Source organism: Leptospira fainei serovar Hurstbridge str. BUT 6, from assembly GCF_000306235.2.
Classification (GTDB): domain Bacteria; phylum Spirochaetota; class Leptospiria; order Leptospirales; family Leptospiraceae; genus Leptospira_B; species Leptospira_B fainei.
This window is the reverse complement of the sequence record NZ_AKWZ02000001.1, coordinates 12,311-39,049: the sequence shown is the minus strand read 5'-3', so window position 1 is coordinate 39,049 and position 26,739 is coordinate 12,311. Positions and strand designations below refer to the sequence as shown.

Genomic DNA, 26,739 nt, shown 5'->3' with positions numbered 1-26,739 from the left:
CCACCGTGGATTCTGGGTCCAGGCTTATGGCTCGAATACAGGAACTTAGCCCGGATTTAATCAACCAAATTGCTGCAGGCGAAGTTATCGAATCTTCCCATTCAGTCTTAAAGGAATTGATGGAGAATTCGGTCGATGCCGGGGCGACCTCCATCGAAATCGAGACAAGAGACGGAGGATTAACTTCCCTATTAATTTCGGATGACGGTTCCGGAATAGAGGAAGAAGATATCGAGCTCGCGCTGAAGCGACATGCCACTAGTAAAATCAAAAGTTTGCGCGATTTGGAACTGGTCTTATCCTATGGTTTTCGCGGAGAGGCTCTAGCGTCCATCGCATCCGTATCCAAACTGACTCTTGAAACCGGAACGGGAGGTCAAACTGCGTGGAAAGTCCGAACGGAAAAAGGGAAAATTCTCTCCAAAGAAGCGATTCCCGGATTTCGAGGCACTCGAATCCTAATCGAAGATCTTTTTTACAATACTCCCGTCCGTCGTAAATTTCTGAAATCCGTCCGTTCCGAAGATAAGCGGATTCGGGATCGATTTACCGTTCAGGCGTTAGCGCGGGAGGAAATCAGATTTCGCTTGGTTCAGGATGGAAAGGAAGTCCATAGACTCGCAGCGAAAGAAAAGAAAGAACGAATCATCGATTTGTTCGGAGAGAATTTTCGGGATCATTTATTAAGCGTCAATCTCGAAAAAAGAGGATGGAAGGCGTGGGGATATATAAGTGACCCCGACTTTTATAAATCCAATCGAACCGGACAGTTTACCTTCGTTAATAATCGTCCTGTAGAGATAAAGTATTCCTCTCATTTATTAAAGAAATGTTATGATGAGCTCCTTCCGCCAAATGCTCATCCATATTGCTTTTTATTTTTCGAAGTCGATCCGGAAGCGATCGACGTTAACGTTCATCCTGCAAAGAAAGAGATTAGATTTTTAGACGAGGAATCCTTTAATACCTTCTTTCTACAGTTGATACAGAAGGAACTCCGCTCCAGTACGCCTGTAAGTTTCCTTGAACTAAGAAATCGGCTTCTTCGTCCGGAACGTCCCAAAACGGGAGCCGTATTACAAGCATATTCTTCGACGGGATCGGGCGATCAGCAACTGCTCGGCGGAGAATTATATCAGGAAGTAAGACATTCTCCGTCTTTTTCGGTAGAAACTGTCGGCCCGGGCTCGAGGCTGGAGGATTTGACGGATGAACCTCGCAAACATGCCGAATTCATTCCTAAGAAGCATTTCGGTTTACTCTTTGAGACGTTCATTCTTGCGGAAGGAGAGGACGGGTTTTATATAATCGACCAGCATACCGCGCACGAAAGAATTCGATACGAAGAAGTTTTGAGAAAACTGAAACGGAAAAATTACGGTATCCAGCCGTTGCTTACCCCGATTCGAATTCCCGTCTCTAAACAAGAAGCTGAAGATATCCGTGAGCGAGGCTCCGAATATGAAGAAGTAGGATTGAAGCTGGATGCTCTCGGGGAAGACAGTCTCGTCCTTCGGGAAGTTCCCGGGTATTTTTTACCGGGACATGAAAAGGAAATCATATTAGATTTTTTGAATCGAACCGGAGGCAAGGAAGTTCCCGAGCCGGAGCTTTACGATTTGATGGCAAAATGCGTAGCTTGTCGATCGGCCGTTAAGAAAGGCGATCAACTATCGGATCATCTGATTGCCGAATTGTTAAACCGTTTGAGTTATTGCGAAAATCCCGCCCGATGTCCTCACGGCAGGCCGACGTTAGTCAAGCTGACACGGGAAGATTTGGAGCGGATGTTTCATCGTAGGTGATAGCGCTTGAATAGAAAAACCGCCGAAATGTCCAATTCGACCGAAAAAATGTTAAGCCGTTTGATGAAGCAGACGCTTATCGCAAGCTTTGTTTTATTCTTGGGAGTCATCATACTCGCAAGATTCTTTCACGAACCTGTATTACAAGTTTCTAAAGCATTTATCGATTTTACGGGTCCCTTCGGCGTAGGAATCGCCATCCTGATTGCGGATTCCGTACACGTATTCTTTCCGCCGGATACGTTTCTGATTATCGCGGTTGCGGCAGGACTCTCGGATATTTGGGTAATTTCGTCCGCGTCGATAGGCTCATTAATCGCCGGATGCTGCTCCTATGCGCAGGGAAAATATTTACTTCCTAAATTGGATTCTTTTACGCGTTTTCTTAGAACCCACGAAGAAAAGCTGGAGGTTTATGTTAAACGTTTCGGCTTTTGGGCCGTCGTATTGGGGGCTTTGACTCCTTTACCGTATTCTTGGACGAGTGTTGCGGCGGGAGCGATGGGGATGAAATTTAGGATCTTTTTGCTTGCAGCTTTATTTAGAATCCCTAGATTTTATATTTATTATTACCTTATCAAAGGAGGATGGATAGCGGTCTAAAAATAATACGATACTCTTGAAAAACGAATCGTAGAGTCCTATCTAATTCTATGGAAGAAACTCCTTTACTATTTCCGAAAACCAAACGAGATCTGATTCTGGAAAATTTGGATTGCTTCGGTCTTCCTGCTCGGATAGGCGAATTGGTCGAAAACGTTCTGGACGGAAAAATTCGAGAACAATCCTTGGTTTGCTGTCATAGCGCTTGCGATGTTTGTAATTCGACGATACGGTCCTGTGTTCGTAAAGTTCAAAGGGAACTGGAAGGACTTGGATAGTTTCTTCGATCGCCCTCCGCTTCCTCATCGAATCAGACCATCCGTCTTCTCGGAAGTAATCGGACAGGAAAAAGCAAAAGCTCAACTTCAAAAATTTAGAGAACCCGTAAGTCTGATCCTTTACGGCCCGCCGGGAACAGGTAAAACCACGATTGCGAGGATCCTCGGAAAAGCTTGGAAACTTCCCTTCGTAGAATACAATGCGGTGACTACAGGTGTCGCCGATATTAAAAAACTCTTAGAGAAAGCGGAATCGGGAGGAAGTATTCTCCTATTTTTGGACGAAATCCATCGCTTCAGTTCTTCACAGCAAGACAGTCTGCTAAAAGGTGTCGAGACCGGAAGCCTAGTGTTGATCGGAGCGACGACGGAAAGTCCGTCGTTTAGAATTACCAGACCTTTGCTCTCTCGGTGTCAGGTTCTAAAACTTGAAGCATTAGGAATCCTTGAAATGAAAGAGATTCTCGAACGGGGAATCGGAAATTTAAAGCCTTCTCCGCTTTTAGAGGAGAAGGCTAAGGAAACTCTAATACGATATTCGGGTGGTGATGCACGACGTTTGCTTTCCTTATTGGAAGCCCTATCACTTTCCATGGATCCGGGAGTATTGATCACCGAAACTGAAGTGAACTCCTTCCTGGAAAGTCGAGTGATTGAATACGACCAAGCAGGGGAAAGTCATTACGACGTAATTTCCGCTTTTATAAAATCCGTAAGAGGTAGTGACCCGGATGCCGCACTCTTTTATTTGGCGTTGATGTTAGAAGGCGGGGAAGACCCGATCTTTATCGCTAGAAGACTGATTGTGCTTGCTTCGGAAGATATCGGAAACGCTTCCGTTCACGGATTATCCCTCGCCGTATCCGGTTTGCAAGCGTTAGAAGCAATCGGAATGCCGGAAGGGAGAATCGTATTGGCGCAAGTCACGACCTTCCTCGCTTCTTGCCCTAAATCGAACGCTTCATACAAGGGAATTTCTTCGGCTTCTTCGTTCGTAAAAGAAAGAGGGACCAGTTTGAATATTCCGAATCGGTTGAAAAACGCACCGACATTTTTGCATAAGAAAGAGGGTGCCGGTCAAGGTTATAAATACCCGCACGATTTTGGAGGATTTACGGAATTCGAATATTTTCCGGACGATCTCAAAGGCGATCCGCCTCAATTCTATTTGCCGACTAGGAACGGAATGGAAGCTAAAATCCGCGAACATCTGGCATCGGTTTGGAGAAAGTTTAAAGGGAAACAATATGATTGAGAATTTGGTGGACCTTTTTACTGCGCCCTTCTTATAACCTTTGGAATATTCAACTTCTCGCATACCAAAAGCTTCTTTTTTCGAACTCCGACAAAATTTACGCTGAAATTCGCTCAAAGCCCGAAATTTTCACTTTTTTCCCTTATAAACGTAATTTAATCGTATTAAAACTGTTTTATATTGTTAGGGTACCTTTAGGACGCTAATTTTTTGACATAATTAGTGTCATGAATCCGACTCTTTCTGACGAAACTTAGAAGGAAGATTGAGGGTCCTAAGAATCTAAATGAAAAAGGGAGGTTTCGAATGTTCGAATCTGAAAGAATAAAAAAAGAAGAAGCGAAACTCATTAAAAAACTGGAAGCGGTTCGCAACGAATACAATTTGAATCGGCCTTCATATTCCGATATCGCTCGGGTTTCGGACGCAAAAGTCGTTCGTCTTCGGCCGGATCTTTACGATAAATAAAAGAAACTCATATTTCCCGAATTCATCGGGGATATGAATTTTTCGTTTTGAAGTCGTCTTAGGCGGCTCAAGAATTAGTAAAACTTAAAGTAATGCCTTCAGGCGATCCAGCAGTATTCGGTTTTGATCGGAACGCCCGATTGTAATTCGAATCGCATTTAATCCGTAGCTTTTAAGATTTCTTAAAATAATTCCTTCCCGCAATAACGTTTCAAAAAGTTCCCGAGAGGAAAGTTTTGCGTCCTCCAAGCGAATCGTAATGAAATTGGTATAAGATTTAAAGTAGGGAAGTCCTTTGGAATCGGCAAAGGATTCGTAATTCGGTAGCTCGTCTAAATTCGATCGGAGATACGAATCCACAAAATCCGTATCCTTTAACGCTTCGATCGCAGCTAGTTGCGAAAGTTGAGATACGTTAAACGGCGGACGAAGTTTGTAAAAAGCGCGAATGATTTCCTCGCTTGCTATGCCGTATCCGATCCGCATTCCCCCCAAACCATGGACTTTCGAAAAGGTTCCCGTATAAACTACATTCGGATATTTTGATATTACTTCTGCAGGCGGAATATCGGTTTCTCGATCCCGAGTTCTGCCGAAATCCATATACGCACCGTCTATAACGACCAATGTTTCATTGGAAATTTTATCCAGGAAAGAATAGACATCGTTCTTTTTGAGGGCGTCTCCGATGGGATTGCAGGGCGTGCAGATGAATATCAATTTAGGTCGGTATCGTTTGTATAAATCCAGCAGTTGATTTAGATCGTGTTCGATCGAATCGGTGGAAACGACTTTTGCGCCACATTGCTCCGAATATATCGAATACATGGAGAATGTTTTCCCGTTCTGCAATACGCAATCGCCGGGGCCCAGAACGGATCGAGTGGCGAAGTCGAAAATCTGATCGCTTCCATTTCCTTGGATGACGTTGGAAGGCTGCACGCCGTAGGCTTGGGACAAAGCTTCCTTTAATTCTCTATATGTATCATCCGGATACAAAGGCATTTTATCCAGCGATCGAGCCACCTTTTCTTTGACTTTCGACGAGACTCCGAAGGGATTTTCGTTAGAGGCTAGTTTTATGACTTTATCCGGAGAAATTCCGTATTCTCGGACGACTAATTCGATCGGTTTTCCGGCCTCATAGATGGGAAGAGTATCTAAAACTGATTGGAAGCGCATCTATCCTCCAGATAAAAAACGACTTAGCTTTCTTCCAATCGTTTTATCGTTTGCTCGGTAAAATCGATCTTACGCTCGCGGAAATTTTAGGCGTCAAGAGATCTAGGAAATTTCCGTGCCTCTTACGAGTTTCGCGAACGCTTGTTCAAATGCCCGAAAGAATTTATCTTCTTTTAAGGCATATTCGGTAATGAACCTCTTTGTTTCCTCCGAACTCAAGAGGGCGCGATCTGCCGCGGTCATTTTTGTCCCGCCGTCGTAAAGCAGATCCTTAAAGTAACGGTTATCGAATATGTTCGGAGTGTCCGTATAAAACCCTCTTTCGTGTCTTCCGATCGTTTTCGCTCCGAATAAAGCGACCATTTCTTTCGTATCGAAGTTCATCCTTGCGTAATAATCGATACTGTCCGTAAGATTCGGATTATTAGGCGGAAGTTCCATGCGTCCGATTGGATATTCGGAATCTTGTCTCCGGGAAAATTCAGAGATTTTAGGTCCTCCGGATTTTTGGACGGCAAGAGCGCCGGCAAACGCGATCAAATCGGATAAGGAAGGGATTCGGTTTCCTCGTGGCCCGTCCGATTCCCCCTGTAATTCTTCATGAATTCGGATCAATACATTCAAATGGGACTGAATTTTGGAATTTAGTTCGTCGGTTAACAAACTTGGAAAGCGAATCGATCCGTCCAGTCCTAACCAAGACCCGTCCGCCGCAAAAATAAACGACGAATGAAAGGCGAGTGTCAGCCAATTCCCCGTTTCCGAAAGATCTATGGAATCCCAGATTCTATACTTGGCTTCCTGGGTAATTTCCTCCCGACAGTCCCGGGTGATTCCTACGATTTCATGTAATTTATATTTTCCTGTTTTTCCCTTTAAGGTAGTTTCAAAAGTTCTTCCTTTTTTTACCCTACCTTTAACGAGCTGAAGAACGCTTTCGGAAATTAGCAATCTTGCGCCTGCTTTTTTTGTAGTGGATTCGATTCTGCTGGCTTGATTCACGGAATCTCCGATCGCGGTGGATGACATGAACAGCGGATGTCCTAGTTGTCCTAATATCGCAGTTCCATAATGTATTCCGACTCCGATTTCGAATTGAGTGTTAAAATGTTCCTTTAGATAGGAGTTTAAGTTGTCGAGCTCGGTTTTCATTTCGAGAGCGCTGCGAATCGCCGCTAAATTGGTTTTGAGAGGATCGGATTCCTCCAACCCGAAAACGGCCATTAAACCGTCGCCGATATACTTATCGATTGTCCCGCCGTATTTTAGAATCTTATCACTCATTCGGTAGAAATACCGGTTTAGTATATGTATCACGTCGTACGGTAAATGGGATTCGGAGAAAGTGGTAAATCCTCGAATATCGCTAAAAAGAATGGTAATCGCTTTTTCTTTTCCTGAAACGTTATGCGAAAATGTGGAGGCGAGAGTCTGATCGGAATCATCGATGATTAGCCTTCTAACTTTAATATCCCCTAAAACTCGCGATTGGCAGGCCAATCGCACGTTCTCAGGAAAGCCTTTCCTTTCTGCTAAAGCGGATTCCTTTTCATCTCGGGAGGATAAATTGTCGGCTCCTTCTAATACCAATACTCTACAGGTGGAGCATCTCGCGTTTCCACCGCAGGCATGTATATGGGGAATTCCTTCCGCTAATGAAATTTGTAACAAAGAGCGGAGTCCTTCAGGCTCCTCGATTTGGATTTCTTTATCGTTTTCAAAAATTATACGCATCGCGCCGCCTTTTTCCGAAAATATCCTGCTTGCTTGTTAAAAAATAATGCAATGATGGGTGAGGAAATCCTTTTTTACGTCTAATTGCATGCCTAGATCAGTACTTCCGAAGTATGGAAAATAATGTAAGTTTAATTCCCAATATTCCCGAGATATCTAAGTCGATTATTTTATGCGTTGATGATGAATTGATCATTCTCAGGGGATTGAAGGAGCAATTGAAACTGGCTTTCGGAAAGGAATACCAGGTCGAAGCCGCCGATAATGCCGAACTGGCCTTAAGCATCATAGAGGAAGCGAACAAAGCCGGCATACATGTGCCGGTCGTTATCAGCGATCAAGTGATGCCGGGAATCCGGGGTGATGAATTCTTAATTCATATCCAAAAATCCAATCCTAATACTCGCAAAATCATGTTAACAGGGCAGGCAACCGCCGATTCTGTCGGGAACGCGTTGAACCATGCCAAACTATATCGCTATCTTTCAAAACCTTGGGATTCTAGAGATTTGATTCTGACCGTGAAAGAAGCGATTCGTTCTTTCGAAGCGGAGCTTTCTCTCTCGGAGTTGAATCGAAAGTTGGAGCACGCCTTACTTTATAATCGGGACTCAGGATTACCGAATTTGGAATATCTTCGAAGAAGACTAGAAGAGAAGGAAACCGAAACGGATGAATCGATTCTCGCTTTGGTGCGCATAGAGTCCACATCTTTGACGACGAAGCATTTCGGTGTTTCTCTCTATAAAGACCTCTTGAGAAAGTTTTTGGATTCGATGAATTCGATTTTAGGAAATTACGGAGAAATATTCCACGTTTACGAAGACGAAGTTGCGATTTTATCCAACGTTTCGGAGGAGCGATTTCTTCCGCATTTGATCGCATTTAAAATTTTACTTCGTTCGGACTATTTGACCACCGAAGGGATCTCCTTTCGAATCAATGCTACCATCGCTACTGCTAAAGGTTTTAAAGATCTCTATTATAAAGCTAGACTTGCGTTGGTTAGAGCTAGTCAAGATCCGGAGGAAAATTTGGGCGCAGGAATATTACAATATTCCGAAAAAATGGACGACCAAGACCTTTATCAGATCAATATAAATTTGGGGAAGAGATTAAATAACGCGATTCGCACTGGAAATATATTGCCTTATTTCCAAGGCATTTTGAATAACAGGACCGGGAGAATCGAGAAATTCGAATGTCTTGCTAGAATTGTGGAAGATGGACGCGTGTATACGCCCGCTTCCTTTATTTATTTGGCAAAGTCAACCGGACTTCTAAGAATGATTACTCCGATCCTATTCGAAAAAGCGTTAAAAACTTTTGTAGGCTCCGAATTTTCCTTCTCCATTAATCTTTCCGAAACGGAGTTAGAAAGCGGAAGTTTTCCGAAATGGGTTGCAAGTCGTTTGGATCATTATAAAATTCACCCCTCTCGAGTCGCATTCGAGATTTTAGAAACTGCAAGCTTGAAAGGGAATCCGAATCACTTTAAGGTAATAACCGGGTTAAAGGAAATCGGTTGTTCGATTGCGATCGATGATTTCGGAGTCGAACATTCGAATTTCTCTCGTCTGCTGGAAATTCAGCCGGATTATATCAAAATCGACGGAAAATTTATCCAGTCGCTTGAAAGAAACCGCACCGCTTTCATTTTAACGTCGGCGATTACTGAACTTGCCCACAGGATCGGGGCGGAAGTGATCGCCGAATTTGTAGGCACGAGGGAGGAGTTCGAGGCGGTTAAATCTCTCGGTATCGAATATTCTCAAGGATACTTTATTATGGAACCGAGCCCGGAGATCCCGCAAATTAGAACAAAATTTATTGACTAGTTCGATCCCGCGAGCTATCATCCGATACCTCAATTAGCGCTCTATGTAGGAAATGTCGCTGCCGCTGCTACAAGTATTAATGCACAGCGGTCGCCCTATCTTGTCGTTGCTGGAAGGTTGATATTTTCTTGAAAATGAGTTGCAAGGCGAGAGGAAAATCATAGGATCTCTTTTCTCGACTCGGTTTTTTCCTGGGGAGAGATGTTTTTTTATTCGTCTAATTATTAAGGTTCATTTCGGGGGAACGGTGGAGAAAGCGATACTCTTCGTCGATGACGAGGCACTCATTCTAATGAGCATGAAATCTCAAGTAAAAAGACACTTGGGAGATACCTACCGCTATGAAACTGCCTTGGATGCTTCGGAGGCGATGCAAATTATCGAAGAACTGGTAACCGAGGGTGTGAAAATATTGATAGTTATTTCGGATTGGTTAATGCCGAATATAAAAGGGGATGAGTTTCTACGTAGCGTTCATCAAAGGTATCCCGAGATACAGAAAATTATCATAACTGGGCACGCAGACATCGCCTCGGTGGAAGCTCTTAAGAAAGAAATCAACCTCTATAGTTATCTAAAAAAACCTTGGGATGAAAAAGAACTCGTCACTACTATCACTTCCGCGTTGAAATAACGAAGATTAAACCGGAAAAAAACGTAGTTTTTAAACTTAAGCTTCTTCTTGATATAGATTATTCCGCCGGCAAAAGGGGAAGAAAAACCCTAAACGTCGTGGAGCCGGGAACGCTTTCGACTTCGATTCTGCCCCCGTGCTTCACGATGATTTTATGAACGATATCCAGTCCTAACCCGCTACCTTCTCCTGGGGGCTTAGTAGTGAAGAATGGCTGAAAGATTTTTCCCCTTATGCTTTCGGGAATTCCGGGGCCGCTATCGTTTATTTCCACCGCCACTTCTTCGTTCTGAGTGTACGTTCGAATGCGTATTCTTCCCCTGAAATCCATGGCTTGCAACGAGTTATAAATTAAATTCGTCCAAACGTGCAATAGGTCATCCGGATAGCATAAAATCTTCGGGATATCGTTGTATTCCTTCGTGACTTGGATGCCTTTCTTTAATTGATTTTGATAGATCGTCAATACGGTTTCGATGCTGTCTTGCAAGGAGGCGGGTATTTTCGTAGAAGCCGTGTCGAAGTGGGAAAAATTCTTTAACGCGTATAGAATTTTAGACACCCGATCCACCGCGATTTGAATCGTATTCGTATTCGTAAAAAAGAACGATTCGATGGAAGAATATTCCAATAAAGTGGTCGCTTTCGAGCTTTTAAGGAACGGAATGGCTTCTTTCGGAATCGTACGAAATCCCATATCGGCCAAACTGTCGGCGAACATGTACGGAGATTGAAAACCGAGCGCTTCAAATTCTATAATTAATTCTTTTTTTACGCGCCGCTCTTCTATTCCCGCCAAATGTTCGCGTATTTGTCTCACTTGGTTCAGGAAGTGACGGAATGATTCGACTTCGTCATGAGGCATCTGCGCGATAATAGACTGTACTTCGGGAAGCAGAGTCTGAAAGCGTAATAGACATTCCTGCAAATTTTGATTGGATGCCTGAACTGCCCCGATCGGATTATTGATTTCATGAGCGATACCTGCGATCAGTTGTCCTAAGGCCGCCATTTTTTCGGATTGAATTAGTTGAGCTTGAGTTCGTTTCAAATCCTCTAGAGTCTCTTCCAATTCATTTTTCTGCATTTCTATCAATTTATTTCTGACGGAAATCTCGTTATTGATCATCTTTAGCTCTTCGATTTCCTGGATTGCGGAAGTATCCAACAAGCTAACCGCAGCTATATAAGAATCTTTTTCATTATAAAAATGGATACTTCCGATAGCAGGGAAGATCGTTCCGTCGACTCGAATGGTTCTTAGCTCCAGATTATCGGCGCTTTCGAAGGATCGCAAACGAGTATGCACCGTAGCCCAAGATTCGACGGTAAACAATGATTTTGCGGGAATGCCTTGTATTTCCTTCTCATTCACGAATCCGAAAATATTCAAAAAGGCAGGATTGGTATCTAAGATTCTCTCAGTACGAGGATTCAGGAATAAAATCGCCTCGTTTGCGAATCGATAGAATGCTTGAAATCTAAGTTGACTCGCCTTCAATTCGTTTTCGGCATTTTTGCGATCCGTAATATCGGTGATCGTTCCCGCCATTCGGATCGGATTTCCGTCGATATCCCTATAAACTCGTCCTTTCCCTTCCATCCAATGGACGGTTCCATCTTTATGAAAGATCCTGTGCTCGATATGAAAGTCGTCGCTTTTGCCCGATATGGATTGTTCTACCGTGAATTGAACTTTTTCCATATCATCGGGATGTATTAATCCGAAAAAATGTTCCGATTTCCCGCCGAATTCCTCAAGTGAGATCCCGAAAAGATGTGCCGTGTTCGCGGACCAATGGAGGGAATCTTCTTCCAAGTTCCAGCTCCATGTTCCCATGTTGGCGGCATTCAGAGCAAGTCGGAGCCGCTCCTCGCTTTCTTTCAACGCTCTTTCGGCCAAAAGGGAATCGGTGATATCCGTGACTAAAAAGACTAAACTAGTTATTTCTCCTAGATCATTCTTTATCGGTGAACCGTTGATGGAAAGATATTTCTTAACTCCCCTGTCGTCTTCGATGGCATGTCGCACGTCAAATACCGGTTCTCCGGAGTTAATTACGCGGAGAAAGGGTTGATCCTCCGGTTGCCATGGCCCCCCATCGATCGAACTGGATTTCCACTCGGGGGAATTGTAAGTTCTTTCCTTTAGATCTTCCGCACTAAGACCTAGAATTCTTTCCGCGGATGAGTTAGCGTACGAAATTCTTCCATCGGGTGTAAGAACAGTGATCGCAGCGACGGAAGTATCCATGATTCCGGCAAGAAGGTCGCGTTCGGAATGAAGTTCTTCCTCCTTCTTTTTTCTTTCCAACGCGTTTGAAATCACTTCTCCGATCGTTCGCAGATGGAAAATCTCGAACTCTTCGAATCTGTGCCGCACTTCATTTCTGTGCCGTTCGGCGTTTAATCCGATTGCACCGACGACGGTGCCTGCAAGAGTGAGCGGGATTCCTACTAAAAATTTGATTCCAACTCTATCCAATAATGTCTTTAAGTCGATGGAGGTATCCGGGATTTCCAGTATATCCAAGGTTATGATTTTATTATATAAAAGGTTTTTAGTTAAAAAACTTTCAGGGTTGATATCGGATAGTTCGGGCCAAGAAGGGGACTTGTTTTTCGCTTTCGGACTTATATATTCATAGAATAAGGTCCTTTTTAGTCGTTCCAAATCGTACAGAACTAAATTGACCCTATCCATCTGAAAAAATTTGCAAATCTTATCCATCGTATTACGAATCGCTTCACCGATTTCGTGACTAGGTAGATTGATCAGCTCGGTCGAAATGGAAGTCGTCAGAGCTTCTAAATTTCTTTTGATCCGATCGGATTCTTCGGCTTTTTTTTGTTTGGAAATGTCCGCGTGAAAGCCGAGCATCTTCGCGGCTTCACCCGCTCGGTTTTTTTCGATAACCTGTCCTCTAGTTATAATCCATTTGTAAGTTCCGTCTTTTCCGCGCATTCTATAGTCTGCATCGAAAAGATCTTTCTTTCCGCTCAAGGTCTGCTGCAAAAGCGTTAAAGTTTTGCGTGCGTCGTCGGGATGTATCAATACTTTCCAGAATTCGAGGTTTCTAATTAACTCTTTAGGAGAATATCCTAATATATCGTCGAGTTTCTCGCCGGGAAGAATCGGATTCGAGGCAATATCCCAAAGCCAGACGTCTTCCGATAAATTCTTAATCAATAGGTCGAATCTTTCATGAGTTCCATGAAGAAGAGAATCGATAGCCTTTCGTCTGCGAATGTCTTCTATCTGCACACTGAGCATCGATTCGAAATTTTTTAATCTTGAAAATCGGACTTTGCATGGAAAAGCGCCGCCTGTCGAATTTAGATACTCCCAATTAAAAGATACTTCTTTGTTTTTTTTACATGCTTCGAATTTAGAGCGAAGTAATTCGAGAGAATTTTGTCGATCCGGTTGGAGCGCGGGAGAAAGTTCCATCATTGTTTTTTTCAGCAGTTCTTTTCTGGAATAGCCGAACAACGGAAGCATTGCCGGGTTTATCTCCATGAATTTTCCGGAGGAGGAATCTATAATAGCGGTAGGATAAGGTGAATAATCTAAAAGTTCTTCGAAGAATGATCCGTTTCCAGTTTGGTCCTTTAATTGTTTCTCCAACGCTTTAATGCGTCGTTTCGCGTCGCGTAGGTCTACGGATGCGTCTTTGGTTTTTTCTTTTTTGGGCGAACGATTCACGGACTTTTCACTAACTTAACCGAATAAAGATTACCTTGAAAATCAAAAAAACCATTTTGAAACCGGAAAGATGCTAAGGGTATTGCAGCTTACGATTAAAAGTCTTGGAATCATCGACAGAACGAAGAAACCCTAGTTGTAATGTTAAGTGAATACACGATTTCCCCAAATGCAAACCGTTTCGGACATGATAACTGATCGACTTCGTGAAATGTTTATCCGGCAATGGTCGTTACTTTTTGCAATGCTCCCTAAAAATAAATTTCCGAAAATTGAGACATTTATAGACTCGGCGTCCCCGCTTAAGTCCGTTCCCGTTGATGATTTGCCCAAATCATCCGATTAATCGTAACGGCTCGGGAATTGAGATTGCCCGCTCAATGGTTTAGGAGTAATCTATTATGTTCCATACTCTGATCGAGGGGCTTCGCGGTTCCGGAATCATAATACGTTTTGGACTGATTTTTCTTGTCTTCTTTTTTTCTTTGGATGCTTCGGACTTTATTCGTTTAAAAGACGGTTCCACTATTCAAGGAAAAATCGCGTATGAAGATGATGAAAAAATTCTGATCGCTGAAAATGAGGATTTTATCCGCTACGTAGATAAGAATTTAGTGGCTGAAATAAATTATGAGAAAGGGCGACCTGCGTCGTCCCGATTCGAAAAGAAGTCGAGTTCCGAATCCGTTTCAACGGGTCCATCGGATATTCCGGTCGGCCCTGTAGAAGTCAGGCCGCCGATGTACGGTCCTAGTCCGTCTCAACGTTCCGGAAGCGGAACGCCGGATACTTCGATCGAGGTAATTCACGAAATTGTAACGGACTTTATTTGGAGAGGATTAAGTTTTTCCGGCGAGGATTATGATCGTAGAAACAACGAACGATATCGAGCCTTCAACTTCGTTCCATCCTATCAACCCACTGTGACGTTTAACACTCCTTTGAAAGGATTCCAAGTTCAGTTCTGGGGAAATTTTCAATTGACCGAGAGAAATGACAAAGATAGCGACGGAAGATTGCAATTATATCCCGGTGGACCGGGCCCCGCTTATCCAGGACAAGGTTCTGCAGGTTCTATAAGTCCGTTTTCCGCGCCTTCTCCGGATTCGCTGAACACAGAATGTGTTTACGATACTCAAACTAATATCATGAACGGTCACCCTCAGACCGGATCGACATGCGGAGGTCAGATCCCCGGTTTTAAGAAAGAACAAAACGGGATGAAGCGATCGGACGGTTTATTCTACGCCTTCTATTATAATTTCGATAAGACGAATTGGGGGACGTTCACTGCTGGTCTATGGTTTTATAATACGTTTAACAAAAGTACTTCTTACGTATCCCCTCCTTTGGGGGCCAGTAATTCTCTTGCGGCTCAAGGAGTTTCGGGAGCAAACAACACGTCCACTCAGATCACGAGGCTGGCATGGCAGGAATACTTCTTTTTTTGGAAATTACCATTTCTCCAATGGGCTAATCCTACGATTTCTTTCTATACTCAGTTTTCGACGGAGAATGCCGGTTTAATGGCTGGAAAAAATTATCTGTCTTTGACCGTCGGCCACGAATTCTTTCGCGGTAAGTTCTTTCGAATCCTTCCTCAGGTGAATGTAGGATACGCTATGAGTAATAATATCGTCGATAACAGAAACGGAGTTCAGGATGTTACGTCCACTTTTACTTTCTTTTTCGGAAAATTCTTCTTTAAAGCCGCAAATGTTTGGCGACCGAATTTGTATCTATACGACACGGATAATTATTTCGGAGCAACGGGAGGTTACGTAAATAGGAACAATCGGGACGGGAAAATCGTGGATCCTTCCAAAGTAAACGGCCCCGCAAACCAGATTGTGCTCGATTATATAAACGGTAATTCGGCTTTTTCCGATCCGGTGCGTCAAGTTTTACGGGAATCTTATCTGCTGCAAAGGATTCCGGCTAATTTATTTTGGTTCAGTATCGGATTTTCCCAGAATTTCTGGTATATTAAATAAAAATACTATACTGAATCGGATTCTAGTTTCGTTTGCCGAAAGAACTGAAACAATTTTGATCCATTTTCAATGGGAGAAATTTAAGGATTCGGACGATTTATGATATTCTCGATTATTCTCCTTTGTTTTTCAAGAGCCTTCTTTTCGATTCCGTTTTTCGTTTGATAGATCTTTTTTCCTTTCTCGAATAGCGCGAGCTCCCAAGGGCGCTTTTGCATAATTACATGAACGTAAGATACGAATGATTCCGCAAAGAAATCGTCCGCATTCGTGGCGGAATATAAGGTCGGAAAAGGAGTCGTTTCTAAAACAGGATAGATACTATTCCAGTTTTCCTCCAACGCAAGAGACGAAGAGTAGAATTTTATCGCGGGTCGAAGTCTAAACTGCGAATCATCATAGATCGATTTTTTTTCCGATTTCCAAATTCCTTGATAGAACGGGAGATTCTCGAATTTCCTGGTTTTTCCCCTGAAATCCGGACCGATTCCCGAAGATACGGAAATGATATGCCCGAATTCGTGGAGAAGAATGTACATTAGTGCGTTGACTTTGGTATTCGAATTTTCCTCTTCAATTTTGATTTTGATACTGATATTACCCGGTTTAAAGGCGGAGTTTTCCTTATAGCTGATCCAATCGTTTGCATTTTTATTTAAAATCTGCGAGTCTAGGATCACGAATCCTCCCGTTGCACGTCCATTCCGGTAAACGAAACCGCTAACTGCGCTGCCCCCCAAATTTTCGCAAACGTATATTCTAAATAAGAATTCGGTTAACAATTTGTTAATTGACTTAGGAAGTTTTGCTTTTACCGATTTAATTTCTTCCGCGACGATTTTCCAGGACCCCGAAGAGGAAGGAATATCGTCGAACCCGTCGATTCGATTTAAGGAAGTGACAAAGTCCTTGGCTTCGACGTCCAAAGGAAAAACTCTGAACTCCCAAGACGGAACCTGATCCTTATAAAACTCGCTCCTGGTCAGAGTACTATTATTAAAGAGATCCATGTATGGATTGATCTCTTCCGATTCATGTTTGCAAGTGGAGCCTAAAACTACCAAAACAAGCAAGACTAAAAGTCGACACACTTCTACCGCATGTTTTATCGAACTCATTGTGATACCGAATCTCGGATTATGTAAACTTTAGTTAGATAGGAAAGTATTTTTCTTTGCACTGCAAAAAATGAAAGGCTTCTTTCACGGGTTTAAGGTTTGCAATCAATCGACGGAATGCGAGATTTGTGCCTATTCGTTATGAAGTTCGGAGCTGTTTCGCATTCTTCCACTTTTCTTGTCGATTGCTGGCCATGGCCGGGGGCTTTTTTACTGGCCGGTCTACTAATTTCTAACTCTTCACAATTTGCGGATGTTATCAATCCCTGGGATCTTCCCATTACGGAAAGGATTTTGAATCGTAAACACATTTCGCATATCATACTTGAAACAAGACCGGGAGGGTATAGGATTACTCTTTTAGTAAACGAAAGATTTCCATATAACTATAAATCTAAATCCGCTCCGTTTTTCGTTCGGGTGAGAGATGCTAAAGCCGGTTTGGAATTGGCTGAAAAATTGGATAAATACTTGGATCGAGGTTATAGCCTTCGAGTTCATTTGAACGGGTCTGAGATCATTGAATACGAACTTGATGAATCTATTAAATAGTAAAACCGGCGGAATATTAAATCCTTGGAGCTTCTTAGAGCGGGAGTTCAATTATAAAGAAATCGGTGCGTGGAAAGATCTGATACGGATCGATCAATCGTTTATCAGGATCGCTTTCCTACTGCATTTTCTTGTCTATTTTCTATTGCTTATCCCGGACGTTCGCCAATCTCATAGAGGGGTCGTCTACTTCGGGATCATATTAAGTTTAAATCTACTTAGTTTCGTTCTCTCTTTTCAAAGGCGCTATCTATCGGCGATCATACATGGAACGAATTTTTCCATAGTATTCCTCGTGATGCTGATTTTAAACGAGTCGTTTTATATTTTCCACGATCTACACAGCCTTCAATTATATAATAATTATTTTCTATTAGTCGGGTTCCTAGTCTTATTTCAGATGTTTAGACTTAGGGTGGAAGGTTGCCTGATTACCGGAGCATATTCGATCGCGCTTCATCTCGGTTTCGTATTCGTAAAAGTTAAAGGGATGAATTTGAGCCTTGCCCCTTTGATACTGTTGGTTCCTGATGTCGTCTATATTATTCTTAGCATAATCGGGACCGCTATCGTGATTATCGTTAGAAGACTCGTGAGAATATCCTCGGAACTCGATTCGGATTATCGGTTTCTGCAACACGAACTTCAAATTGCTAGAAAAGTGCAGGAGACCCTATTTCCCGAAGAAATCAGTATTAAAGGATTTAGATACGAAGTATATCGATCTACTCCCAACGAAATTGGCGGCGATTTCTACGATTTTATACAATTACGGGAAGGAAATACCGGCGTTTTTTTGACCGATATCGCGGGCCACGGAATCGCATCGGCTCTTGTTGCGTCGTTTATTAAGATTATGGTAGCGACGATGCCGTATCGATTGAAGCTTCACCCGGTTCGTCTTTTGGAATACATAGACGACACGTTACTACGACAGTTCAAGTCACATCATGCTTCGGGCGTTTACATTTTCTTCGATTTTATCTCAAAGGAGATCCATTTTGCGAATGGGGGACATCCATATCTAATTCATTCGCAAAACGGGAGCGAATTTAGGGAAATCGAGACTACAGGTAGCATAATGGGTTTCGGAATAAAACGACCCATTGCGGAACTTGTAAGTTTACCGATTCGTTCGGGAGAACGTCTTTTTCTATATACCGACGGGCTGATCGAGAATCGAAATAAGGAAGGAAAACAGCTTGGTACGGAAGGGCTTTTGGAAATATTGAATAAGAATAGAGTCGCCGAGAATCTAAAAACCTTTAAAGAATCCATTCAAGCGGATCTCGCTAAGTTTTTCGGAGACGTCGAATTCGAAGACGATACTCTTTTTTTGATAATAGAAATGGAATAGGAATCAAATACCATGAGCGAAATTTTAATCAATGTGACGAAAGAAGGCGCGGTCGCGCTTTTAGAAATAAATCGACCTTCCGCACTGAACGCTTTGAATGAAGAATTATTAATTCAGATTAAAGAGTCGTTCCAAGCTTTAGAAAAGGACGGAACCGTCAGGGTCGCCATTGTTACCGGCCAGGGAAAAGCCTTCGTTGCGGGTGCGGACATTGCAAAAATGCGAGATCTTGACGCGAAAGCCGCGGAAATTTTTTCTAGAACCGGACAGGAAGCATTCGATACGATTCAGAACAGTGGAATCGTTTCCATCGCAGCCGTTAACGGTTTTGCGTTGGGTGGCGGATTGGAATTAGCGTTGGCCTGCGATATTCGAGTTGGAGCCGAAAAGGCAAAGTTGGGTTTGCCTGAAGTCTCCCTCGGATTGATTCCTGGATTCGGTGGGACGCAAAGACTTGCCCGCTTGATCGGTTACGGTCGAGCCATCGAACTCGTACTTACGGGCGATATGATTTCAGCGGAAGAAGCATACAGAATCGGACTGCTTAATAAATTTGTAAAGGACGGAGAGGATCTGATTTCGGTTGCGAAGCAAATCGCTCAATCCCTCTTGAAAAAAGGTCCTATCGCGGTTAAGACGGCTAAAAAAATCGTTCAAGAAGGATTGGATGGTCCGTTGTCCAAAGGAATTGAAGCGGAATGCAAAGCGTTCGGCGGCTTGTTTGCAGGAAAGGAATCTAAAGAAGGAATGGCCGCGTTTCTGGAGAAACGGCAACCGAATTTTTAAAACTTGGAGGGAAGATGAAGCCGAGCGTATTCGCAGTTATTTTCTTTCTACTTCTGTTTCCTGCCGCAGGTTGGGGAGAATATCAATCTCCCATTTATCTAGAAAAAACCACTATTTACGTTAACGAGCATCCCTTGGTCGTTGAAATTGCGAATACGGAGGCTGCGAGACAAAAAGGCTTGATGTTTAGAAGGAAGCTTCTGGACAACGAAGGAATGCTTTTCATTTTTCCTTCCGAAGATTATTTGACCTTTTGGATGAAGAATACGCTGATTCCGTTAAGTATCGGGTACTTTAATAAGGATAAAAGAATGGTGGATTCCTATGAGATGGAGCCGAATCAAACGAAGGTTCTATATCATTCGACCGAGAAAGTACTGTATGCGTTGGAAGCAAACAAGGGATGGTTTGCAAAAAAGGGACTTGGGCGATTTGCCGTACTTAAATTAGACCCGCGTTTCATCGGCAAGTGATCTTAGACAAATTATTAAACGAAAAAGGATTCCCGATCGAGAATCCTTTTTTTAGGCGAAGCGGTAATTAAAGAGCTTCGACGACCTGGGACTGTAAATCAGCCAAAGTCTTAGCTTCGATTACCTTAGACGATTTAAGTTTTCCTTGCTCTACTAGTTTCAGGATTACTTGCGATCCGATCGTTTCGGAAGTGACTTCGACTTCTACCAATTTATTTCCTTCCGACTTAAAGAACTTACCGGGTTGATTTCTTAGTGCTGTCAAAGTTTCGAATTTGCCGTCCTTTTCCACGCTAAGATCCAGCCGAGAACCGAAGCCGGTAAACGAAAGGGTAATGTTCACGCCGTCTTGTTCGAATGTTTTTGCGAATTTACCTTCTTTATCGAATTCGTTTAAGCCTACCGGATTGCTGCCGCTCCAGAATTCGATTAGATTAAACAATACTACGTCTACGAAAATTCCTATGCCGTACAGAATTGCGAAGGGAAAATACAATAGTAAAGTTTTTACAAACTTGTTAAAGAACCCGCTTCCTATATTAATTCCGTCATGCGCACTAAAGAATTTATGAGTCACGGCAAACCTGCCGAAACAATTTGCTAGCGAAGCAAGCGAGACCATCGCAACTACGAGTAGCAGGAGGGTTTTTTTAAGGATTTTTTTTACCATGTCGAATTGGACTCCGTTTCTTGGAATTTAATACCAGAAGTTCTCTTTGAAAGTTAAAATCTTGCAAGATAATTCCAATTGTATATAAGACCGAAATCGAAATTTATTCCGTTTCGCTTTCTCATACATACGAATCGGTACTCGCGGGGGCTCGAGAATCCCTTGACCGTCTTACGGCTTCGTTATTTCTGGATCTACGGTTGGTCTACCGACCAGTAGAAAGCTCGGTTTGAGATCGGGTTTTTGACTTAAAAGGGAGCACGGATTTTGCTTTTCCCCACGCTCGAATTTTTCCTCTTTTTTTCTTTCGTATTCTTAGTTCACTGGTATATTCTTCCGTTCCTATTTCCGAATCACCATATTCGCAAATTCTTCGTCCACGTATTTCTATTAATCACAAGCTATGCGTTCTATATGAGCTGGGATTGGAGATTCGGAGGATTGATTCTTCTTTCCACTGTGATCGATTTCGTGCTTGCGGATAAGATTCACGAATCTAACGACCCTGTGTTCCGCAAATCGATGATCACCTTAAGCTTAGTGTTGAACTTGGTGTTCATTCTAGGCTTTTTCAAATATTACAATTTTTTATGCGGAAGTTTGAACGAGCTCTTGATCGTTCTCGGTTTTACCGAAATATTCCCGATTCTAAAAATCGTTCTTCCCGTCGGAGTTTCGTTTTACACGTTTCAATCCCTGAGTTACACGATCGACGTCTATCGAGGTACGATTCCTTCCGAAAAAAGCTTCTTAAGATTCGCCTTATTCGTATCCTTTTTCCCGCAGTTGGTGGCCGGGCCGATCGTTACGGCTAAGACGTTTCTCCCTCAATTGGAAACGGAAAAAAAGCTGGAGTCCATTCCGTTTAGAAAGGCAATACGGTATTTCTTTTTAGGATATTTTAAAAAGGTAATTTTGTCGGATAATATATCTCCAATTTCGGATTTGATTTTTAAGAGTCCGGAATCGTATTCCACCGAAGCTCTTTGGCTCGCGGCCTTCCTTTTTTGGGTTCAGGTTTATTGCGATTTCAGCGGCTATACGGACATGGCGTATAGCTGCGCGCTATTATTAGGATACGAATTGCCGGAAAACTTTCGCATGCCGTACCTCTCTCAAAGCGTCACCGAGCATTGGAGGAGATGGCATATCACTCTATCCAGCTGGCTCCGAGATTACGTATACATTTCTCTAGGCGGAAGCAGAGCCGGAGCTCTCCGTCATCGATTCAATATTTGGTTTACGATGTTTGTAGCCGGGTTTTGGCACGGAGCCAATTGGACTTTTGTCCTTTGGGGATCCATCCAAGGCAGTTTCCTATTGATCGAATCTTTGTTAAAGGATTTGAAATCCCGCTTATTCCCGAATTTATCGCCTCGCCCCGCTTGGGATAACGCGTTTGTTCCGATCCGAATCGTCTATACAAGCTTGGTTGCAATTACGTTTGGGGTCATCTTCCGGTCGGAAACTTTGAGTAAGGCATTTATCATGATATCGGGAATGTATTCCTACCGAATCGGGGAACTTCGGCCATATATGTTCAAGTTCGGTCTGCCCGCCATCTTATGCGTGATTGTCGGACATTATCTAGGTTGGCTAATATTCGAAAAAGGGAAGAAGGTTCAGATTCCGGCATGGTTGGAATTTTCTATGTATCCTTTCGGAGCTGTACTATTCGCCTTACTGAGTCCGGATGCCGAGGTGCCGTTTATCTACTTCCAGTTTTAAACGAGTAAAACGCTGGACAGATGGTTACTTTGGCCGTATTTTGATTTCCTAATTGATGAATGACCCGGGTCAAAAACCGAGAAGTCCGCGATTTTATCCTAAAGATTTCGATGAATATATCGTTCATGTGGAATCCGGGTTGATCACCCTAGAGGGTAAACTGGGAAATATTTCCGAATCCGGGATATGCGTTCTCATGCCCGGTGAAGACCTACCGACTACCGTTGCTATCGAAGGTTCCGTGATCGAAAGGAAGACAGGGAAGCGGCTCGAATTTTTGGGCGACGTAGTTTGGTGCATCAGCAAACAGATCGGGACGAAGGAGAAATTCTTATACGGAATTCGATTCCGATTTCCTATGGAACTTACCGAGTCCCTAATCTTAATCAATCTTTCCTTGGAAGGCTAAAAATTCCTTTCCGTTCTTTCGTTTCACTTTGATTTGCCCCGCACTTTCGGGGTTATTTTTATTGCAAGACCGGAGGGAAAAGGTTTCGATGTCGGGAAAGGATTCTCATGGTCGAAAAGGAAACTCCCCATCGCAAGCTCACCGTCCGCGAAAAAGAAATCCAACTCCTAAAACTCATTCGAGAAGGCGACGATAAGGCTTACATCGAGCTGACCGGACCGTATAGAGAACGTCTGTATCGGAAGGCTGTTTCGATGGTCAAAGACGGGGACGATGCCGAAGATATCGTTCAAGATGCCTTAATTTCAGGATATCGTTCCATAAAGAATTTTCGGGCAGAATCCGGCGTCTACACTTGGCTCTATCGGATCGTCGTGAATAAGTCCAAGGACTTACTTGCAAAAAGAAAGAGAGCTCGAGAAAACTCGATGGACGATTCGGAATTTCAGGTCACTGACAATCGACTTGGCTTCGAAAAAAAAATAGAACTTTCGGACGAGTCTGACTATCTAATTAAAAAGATAAACGAACTCGAAGATATATATAAAGAAGTGATCGAACTCCGGTATTTCGAGGAAATGTCCTATTCACAAATAGCAGAAGTCCTTGGCTGTAATATCGGAACGGTTAAGAGTCGTCTATTTAAGGCAAAAGAATTCCTTAAACACCTGATCCAGCAAGATGGAAAGGGTGAGGGTTATTTCAGGTAGAAGGGTATGGAAAAAGAAATTCAAAGTATACGCGTAAGGACGCGTTCCACGCGCATATTGTCCGGCATTTTTGGAAACGAAGATCAGGAATTGATTCGCTTAGAAAACTCCCTCGTGAGGGCCATATCGGAACTAAGGGATAAGGAATTGAATCAAATTCGGTTGCCGGATAACTTTGAAGTTCGCCTTCAGAATATGCTGAAGGATGTCAAAGTGGACGAAGAGAACCTCTGGGATAAAATCACCCGCAACTTGATCTGGAATCGTTCATTTCAATATTCGTTAACTGCCAGCTTAGCCGTATTGGTCCTGGCCGTCGCTGTGGGCCGATTCTCTTCTCCTTCCAATACTCTCTCCGCAGAAAGATCAGGAACCCTTTCTTTGGGTAACGATCGAGAATTTATAGATTTACCTTCATCGGCAAAAATCGGCCAAAATACGGATTCCGTTCGCTTGTTGGAAGTCGCTAAAAATCCTGAAAGCCGCAAGGTTTTAGAATCTCTTCATCTTTATTTTATCGAAAAAGGTGATTCGCGGACGGCGGAAGAAATTCGGGCAATCATGGAATTGACCGCAGCAAAATAAAATTTGTAATTCTCGAACTCCTGACTAACGAAAAAAGCCCGGGAACTCGGGCTTTTTATTGTACAATTTATTCCGAAGAGCGCTATCTCGTTCTACCTAGACGTTTCTGGTAAAAATTAGGATCCAGAGAGTCCAGAATTCGCTTCGCTTCCTGGGCCGTCTCCGCATAGTAAGCCGAAGTCCGAGAATCCAATAGAGCGCAACAGAGCTGGATCATTCTACATTTAACTTTTAATTCGTAGCTTCCTTTTCGAAGAGCGAGGGAATCCTTCAGACAATTCAATTCCGATCGAAGTTGTTCGATCTCCTTTTCTCCAAGTTTTCGAATATCCCTGAAAATTCCCGTTTCAAGGCAGAATACCGGTATAGCTTCCTTAAGATCGTTTTTATCCGAAAAATCACCGTTTAAAGTTTCAATCGCTCGTAAGATAGGCTCGGCTTTTATGCAATCCAATCGAACGGCGCTAGCATCTTTTAAAAAAGCCTCTCGATATAAGAGTAAGCCCTGGGATTCGTTTCCGGATAAGTAAGTACATTCAGCGCGAAAGAAGAGTAGCTCCGGAGAAAATCGTTCTAGTCCGGCTGAATCGCGTAAGACTTCCGACGCAAGTTCCGTTTCTCCGGCTAATAATAAACGATATGCCAATTCCGAGATTGTGGATGCGGGTAAAGATTGGAGTCCTTCTTTACGCATAGCGATTCTCAACTGGTCCGTCGATTCTTTTAGAATGGAATCTTTCGCGGAAAGGTAGGCCAGGGACTTAGGGTAAGCTTTTTTTTCGTATATGATTTCGAATTCTTTCAGAAATTCTAATAAAAGAGCGGCACGTTCTCTTCCTTCTCGAGAATGGTGGATTCGGTCGATTCGATGATCCCAGTAAGATGTGACGTAGAACCCTGCCGCAAAATCGGGGTTCTCCGGATCCGCTTCCAAGAGGAAATCGAACACCTTCTTGGCATGATCGAATTCCCCCTCTGATAAATGTCTGATTGCTTCTTCGTATTTCCTGTCGGAATCCATCAATGAGCGGCTTTTTTGTCGTGGTGCTTACTTGCCTGCTTTACAATTTTATCTTCAAGCCCGTCGATGCAAGCGTATATGTCTTTGTCCTCTTTATGGGCATTGAATTTGTTTCCGTCCGCCGCTAAGTTCAAATTGGCGTTTATCACGCCGTGGATTTGTTCGAACGATATTTCTAACGAAACAACTTTCTGGACATATTTTGCGATTCGTTCCAGCTTCTTGCTTGCATAGTCTTCTGCGGCTGCCGAACGATCTAAATTCTTCCAAGTAAAAACGATTTTCATATTGGTATATTCCTCCGCGGTCTTGCAAACTTCCAAACGTATTAAAGAATCCGTCGAGTTGAGTCGGAATTCGTTTGGGAGCGGTTTATCTGGACAGGAAAACGGGGAGGATTCTTCCTCACCCGGAAAACTCGGAGTAAAAGTATGGGACAAAAGCCCCTCGTCAAATCAAAAAAAGCGCCCGCCCCGGAAGGGGCGGACCAGGGAAGTTAGAACTAGAGATGGGATGATTTAATCTTTGGAAGTAGCTAGTTCCTTGTTCAACGTTAGGCTTGGCTGTTTGAAAGCCAGGCTACACGCCTCCTGGTATTTTTTTAAGCCCTCTTCTTCTGCTTGGAGGGCGGAATCTAGGTCTCCCATTTTTTGGTAGATTTGGATTACTTCTTTAATGTTCTCCAAGGCTTGGCAAGAACGACCTAAGCGGAATTCTGAGATTGACTTCAGATAGAGAACCAATGCAAATCCTTGGCTTTCGGTGTCCCCGATTTTCGTCCGAACGGCTAAAGATTGATTGTAAAAGGCGATTGCTGATTCATAGTCTCGGGTCTTCTGTCTTAGGCTCCCGAGAGCAGTAAGCTTGTTAGCGAGCTGAATATCTGACTCAGGAGCATAGTTTTTGAGCGAAGCTTCGACCGTTGAGGTCTCGGGATCTGCGTAAAGAGCAGTGGAGATGCTTAAAACCAGGGCAATTTTAATAATTTTGTTCATCTTTTTATCTCCTTTTCCGAGGGTTCGTCTATAATAGTGCAAGTCTTGTGCCATCTTCTGGTTGTGAATTGGAAAAAAAGGGAGTTTGTTCTAAAAATCCGCACCCTTTTTTGATTGGCCGGTAACGCTGCTTTTGGAAGGAACTGAGATGCTTTCATAACTGAAGAAAGCGTAGCACGTCTGGAAATTAGCGCAATTGGCAAGGCCGTTAGGGATCAGAGCGGGCGAATTAAGAATGCGTTAAAAATCGGGTAGATTCGCCGAAACTGCGCGGGAAAACAGTTCGCCGTATTAATCGCATCCGGGAGAATCGATTTTAGGGGCCTGCCGGATGGTCGCGCTTCTCTTACTCTATGGAATGGCTATCTGCCTTCCCTGGGTAGAGTGTGAGGAAAGTCCGGACACCATGGAATCGCGGGACCGGGTAATCCCCGGAATTCTTCTCTTTCGAAAGAAGGGAAGGGTATGGAAAGTGCAGCAGAGAATAGACCGCCTCGAATTCGTTTGAGGTAAGGGTGAAACGGCGGGGTAAGAGCCCACCGCCATTCTTGTGAAAGAATGGGCAAGGTAAACCCTCCCCGGTGCAATCCCGAATAGGCGACCGTCAGTTGCGGATTCCGCAAGGTCGTGGGTAGGGAGCAAAGAGTTTGATCGGTAACTGTCGAACCAAGATAAATGATCATCGTCGGAGCGCTTCGAAAGAAGCCTTTCGATACAGAATCCGGCTTATAGGCAGGCCCCTATTTTTATTTTCCTTATTGTGCAGGTTTGGGCGAACAATGAAGAGGCTCGCGTAAACCCTTGATCGGTCGAGAAATCCGTAAAAAGAGCTTTTTTA

Annotated in this window: 24 protein-coding genes and 1 other RNA gene; 17 read left to right on the top strand and 8 right to left on the bottom strand. The window is 43.3% G+C overall.

Features of this window, described 5'->3' with window-relative positions:
• Window positions 1–26: 26 nt before the first annotated feature.
• The 5 genes from mutL to LEP1GSC058_RS20100 all read left to right on the top strand — a co-directional run bounded on the left by mutL (window position 27) and on the right by LEP1GSC058_RS20100 (window position 4,409).
• Window positions 27–1,805 (top strand): DNA mismatch repair endonuclease MutL, encoded by a 1,779-nt coding sequence (mutL, locus tag LEP1GSC058_RS00200; RefSeq protein ID WP_016547775.1) that lies wholly within the window; start codon window positions 27–29, stop codon window positions 1,803–1,805.
• Window positions 1,806–1,832: 27 nt separating this feature from the next.
• Entirely contained in the window at window positions 1,833–2,408 is a 576-nt protein-coding gene (locus LEP1GSC058_RS00195; protein WP_039947837.1) for a YqaA family protein, read from the top strand.
• 50 nt (window positions 2,409–2,458) lie between these two features.
• Window positions 2,459–2,686, top strand: coding sequence for a hypothetical protein (locus LEP1GSC058_RS00190; RefSeq protein ID WP_016547599.1), 228 nt, complete (start codon window positions 2,459–2,461; stop codon window positions 2,684–2,686).
• Entirely contained in the window at window positions 2,679–3,941 is a 1,263-nt protein-coding gene (locus LEP1GSC058_RS00185; RefSeq protein WP_039947779.1) for a replication-associated recombination protein A, read from the top strand. The genes LEP1GSC058_RS00190 and LEP1GSC058_RS00185 overlap by 8 nt, the downstream gene beginning before the upstream one ends.
• A 306-nt stretch (window positions 3,942–4,247) precedes the next feature.
• Window positions 4,248–4,409, top strand: a complete 162-nt coding sequence (locus LEP1GSC058_RS20100) for a hypothetical protein (protein WP_016547735.1) — start codon at window positions 4,248–4,250, stop codon at window positions 4,407–4,409.
• A gap of 84 nt (window positions 4,410–4,493) precedes the next feature.
• Here the strand turns inward: LEP1GSC058_RS20100 and hisC are convergent, their stop codons facing one another.
• On the bottom strand, window positions 4,494–5,591 hold the full coding sequence (gene hisC, locus LEP1GSC058_RS00175) for a histidinol-phosphate transaminase (RefSeq protein ID WP_016547698.1): 1,098 nt from the start codon (window positions 5,589–5,591) through the stop codon (window positions 4,494–4,496).
• 102 nt (window positions 5,592–5,693) lie between these two features.
• A complete protein-coding gene (locus LEP1GSC058_RS00170; protein WP_016547699.1) occupies window positions 5,694–7,325 on the bottom strand; it encodes a peroxidase family protein in 1,632 nt (543 codons plus the stop codon).
• 113 nt (window positions 7,326–7,438) lie between these two features.
• On the opposite strand from LEP1GSC058_RS00170, the gene LEP1GSC058_RS00165 reads away from it, so the two are divergent.
• Together LEP1GSC058_RS00165 and LEP1GSC058_RS00160 are read left to right on the top strand one after the other, a co-directional pair.
• Window positions 7,439–9,163, top strand: a complete 1,725-nt coding sequence (locus LEP1GSC058_RS00165; protein ID WP_016547560.1) for an EAL domain-containing response regulator — start codon at window positions 7,439–7,441, stop codon at window positions 9,161–9,163.
• Between the two features lie 247 nt (window positions 9,164–9,410).
• A complete protein-coding gene (locus LEP1GSC058_RS00160; protein ID WP_039947835.1) occupies window positions 9,411–9,797 on the top strand; it encodes a response regulator in 387 nt (128 codons plus the stop codon).
• Window positions 9,798–9,855: 58 nt separating this feature from the next.
• Here the strand turns inward: LEP1GSC058_RS00160 and LEP1GSC058_RS19755 are convergent, their stop codons facing one another.
• Window positions 9,856–13,503, bottom strand: coding sequence for a PAS domain S-box protein (locus LEP1GSC058_RS19755; RefSeq protein WP_016547717.1), 3,648 nt, complete (start codon window positions 13,501–13,503; stop codon window positions 9,856–9,858).
• A 401-nt stretch (window positions 13,504–13,904) separates the two neighbouring features.
• Here LEP1GSC058_RS19755 and LEP1GSC058_RS00150 point away from each other — a divergent pair, with 401 nt between their 5' ends.
• Complete coding sequence (locus tag LEP1GSC058_RS00150) at window positions 13,905–15,497, top strand: LA_0442/LA_0875 N-terminal domain-containing protein (RefSeq protein ID WP_016547557.1); 1,593 nt, start codon at window positions 13,905–13,907, stop codon at window positions 15,495–15,497.
• A gap of 80 nt (window positions 15,498–15,577) precedes the next feature.
• Here the strand turns inward: LEP1GSC058_RS00150 and LEP1GSC058_RS00145 are convergent, their stop codons facing one another.
• On the bottom strand, window positions 15,578–16,615 hold the full coding sequence (locus LEP1GSC058_RS00145; protein WP_016547752.1) for a hypothetical protein: 1,038 nt from the start codon (window positions 16,613–16,615) through the stop codon (window positions 15,578–15,580).
• Window positions 16,616–16,756: 141 nt separating this feature from the next.
• Here LEP1GSC058_RS00145 and LEP1GSC058_RS00140 point away from each other — a divergent pair, with 141 nt between their 5' ends.
• From LEP1GSC058_RS00140 to LEP1GSC058_RS00125, 4 genes are read left to right on the top strand one after another with little or no spacing between them, the layout of a single operon-like run.
• Window positions 16,757–17,167 carry a hypothetical protein gene (locus tag LEP1GSC058_RS00140; RefSeq protein WP_232224585.1) on the top strand — a complete coding sequence of 137 codons (411 nt, stop codon included), beginning with the start codon at window positions 16,757–16,759 and terminating at the stop codon, window positions 17,165–17,167.
• On the top strand, window positions 17,151–18,524 hold the full coding sequence (locus LEP1GSC058_RS00135; RefSeq protein WP_016547508.1) for a PP2C family protein-serine/threonine phosphatase: 1,374 nt from the start codon (window positions 17,151–17,153) through the stop codon (window positions 18,522–18,524). Before LEP1GSC058_RS00140 ends, LEP1GSC058_RS00135 begins: the two co-directional genes overlap by 17 nt.
• Window positions 18,525–18,536: 12 nt before the next feature.
• The gene (locus LEP1GSC058_RS00130) at window positions 18,537–19,310 is read left to right on the top strand and encodes an enoyl-CoA hydratase/isomerase family protein (RefSeq protein WP_016547733.1); all 774 of its coding nucleotides are present in this window, start codon (window positions 18,537–18,539) and stop codon (window positions 19,308–19,310) included.
• A 14-nt stretch (window positions 19,311–19,324) separates the two neighbouring features.
• Window positions 19,325–19,783, top strand: a complete 459-nt coding sequence (locus tag LEP1GSC058_RS00125) for a DUF192 domain-containing protein (protein ID WP_016547641.1) — start codon at window positions 19,325–19,327, stop codon at window positions 19,781–19,783.
• A 67-nt stretch (window positions 19,784–19,850) separates the two neighbouring features.
• Here the strand turns inward: LEP1GSC058_RS00125 and LEP1GSC058_RS00120 are convergent, their stop codons facing one another.
• A complete protein-coding gene (locus LEP1GSC058_RS00120) occupies window positions 19,851–20,453 on the bottom strand; it encodes a DUF3332 family protein (protein ID WP_016547574.1) in 603 nt (200 codons plus the stop codon).
• Between the two features lie 267 nt (window positions 20,454–20,720).
• Between LEP1GSC058_RS00120 and LEP1GSC058_RS00115 the strand changes: the two genes are divergently transcribed.
• The 4 genes from LEP1GSC058_RS00115 (at window position 20,721) to LEP1GSC058_RS00100 (ending at window position 23,885) form a co-directional block, all read left to right on the top strand.
• On the top strand, window positions 20,721–22,181 hold the full coding sequence (locus LEP1GSC058_RS00115) for an MBOAT family O-acyltransferase (protein WP_016547732.1): 1,461 nt from the start codon (window positions 20,721–20,723) through the stop codon (window positions 22,179–22,181).
• A gap of 52 nt (window positions 22,182–22,233) precedes the next feature.
• Complete coding sequence (locus tag LEP1GSC058_RS00110) at window positions 22,234–22,590, top strand: PilZ domain-containing protein (protein WP_198014365.1); 357 nt, start codon at window positions 22,234–22,236, stop codon at window positions 22,588–22,590.
• 107 nt (window positions 22,591–22,697) lie between these two features.
• The gene (locus LEP1GSC058_RS00105; RefSeq protein WP_016547571.1) at window positions 22,698–23,300 is read left to right on the top strand and encodes an RNA polymerase sigma factor; all 603 of its coding nucleotides are present in this window, start codon (window positions 22,698–22,700) and stop codon (window positions 23,298–23,300) included.
• 6 nt (window positions 23,301–23,306) lie between these two features.
• Window positions 23,307–23,885, top strand: coding sequence for an LIMLP_12425 family protein (locus LEP1GSC058_RS00100; RefSeq protein WP_016547511.1), 579 nt, complete (start codon window positions 23,307–23,309; stop codon window positions 23,883–23,885).
• 82 nt (window positions 23,886–23,967) lie between these two features.
• Here LEP1GSC058_RS00100 and LEP1GSC058_RS00095 read toward each other — a convergent pair whose 3' ends face one another.
• The 3 genes from LEP1GSC058_RS00095 to LEP1GSC058_RS00085 all read right to left on the bottom strand — a co-directional run bounded on the left by LEP1GSC058_RS00095 (window position 23,968) and on the right by LEP1GSC058_RS00085 (window position 25,901).
• On the bottom strand, window positions 23,968–24,906 hold the full coding sequence (locus LEP1GSC058_RS00095; RefSeq protein WP_016547669.1) for a hypothetical protein: 939 nt from the start codon (window positions 24,904–24,906) through the stop codon (window positions 23,968–23,970).
• Complete coding sequence (gene hpf, locus LEP1GSC058_RS00090) at window positions 24,906–25,193, bottom strand: ribosome hibernation-promoting factor, HPF/YfiA family (RefSeq protein WP_039947830.1); 288 nt, start codon at window positions 25,191–25,193, stop codon at window positions 24,906–24,908. Before hpf ends, LEP1GSC058_RS00095 begins: the two co-directional genes overlap by 1 nt.
• 231 nt (window positions 25,194–25,424) lie before the next feature.
• Window positions 25,425–25,901 carry a tetratricopeptide repeat protein gene (locus tag LEP1GSC058_RS00085; RefSeq protein WP_016547522.1) on the bottom strand — a complete coding sequence of 159 codons (477 nt, stop codon included), beginning with the start codon at window positions 25,899–25,901 and terminating at the stop codon, window positions 25,425–25,427.
• 319 nt (window positions 25,902–26,220) lie between these two features.
• On the opposite strand from LEP1GSC058_RS00085, the gene rnpB reads away from it, so the two are divergent.
• Window positions 26,221–26,646: RNase P RNA component class A (rnpB, locus tag LEP1GSC058_RS19765), an RNA gene on the top strand.
• The last annotated feature ends 93 nt before the right edge of the window (window positions 26,647–26,739 follow it).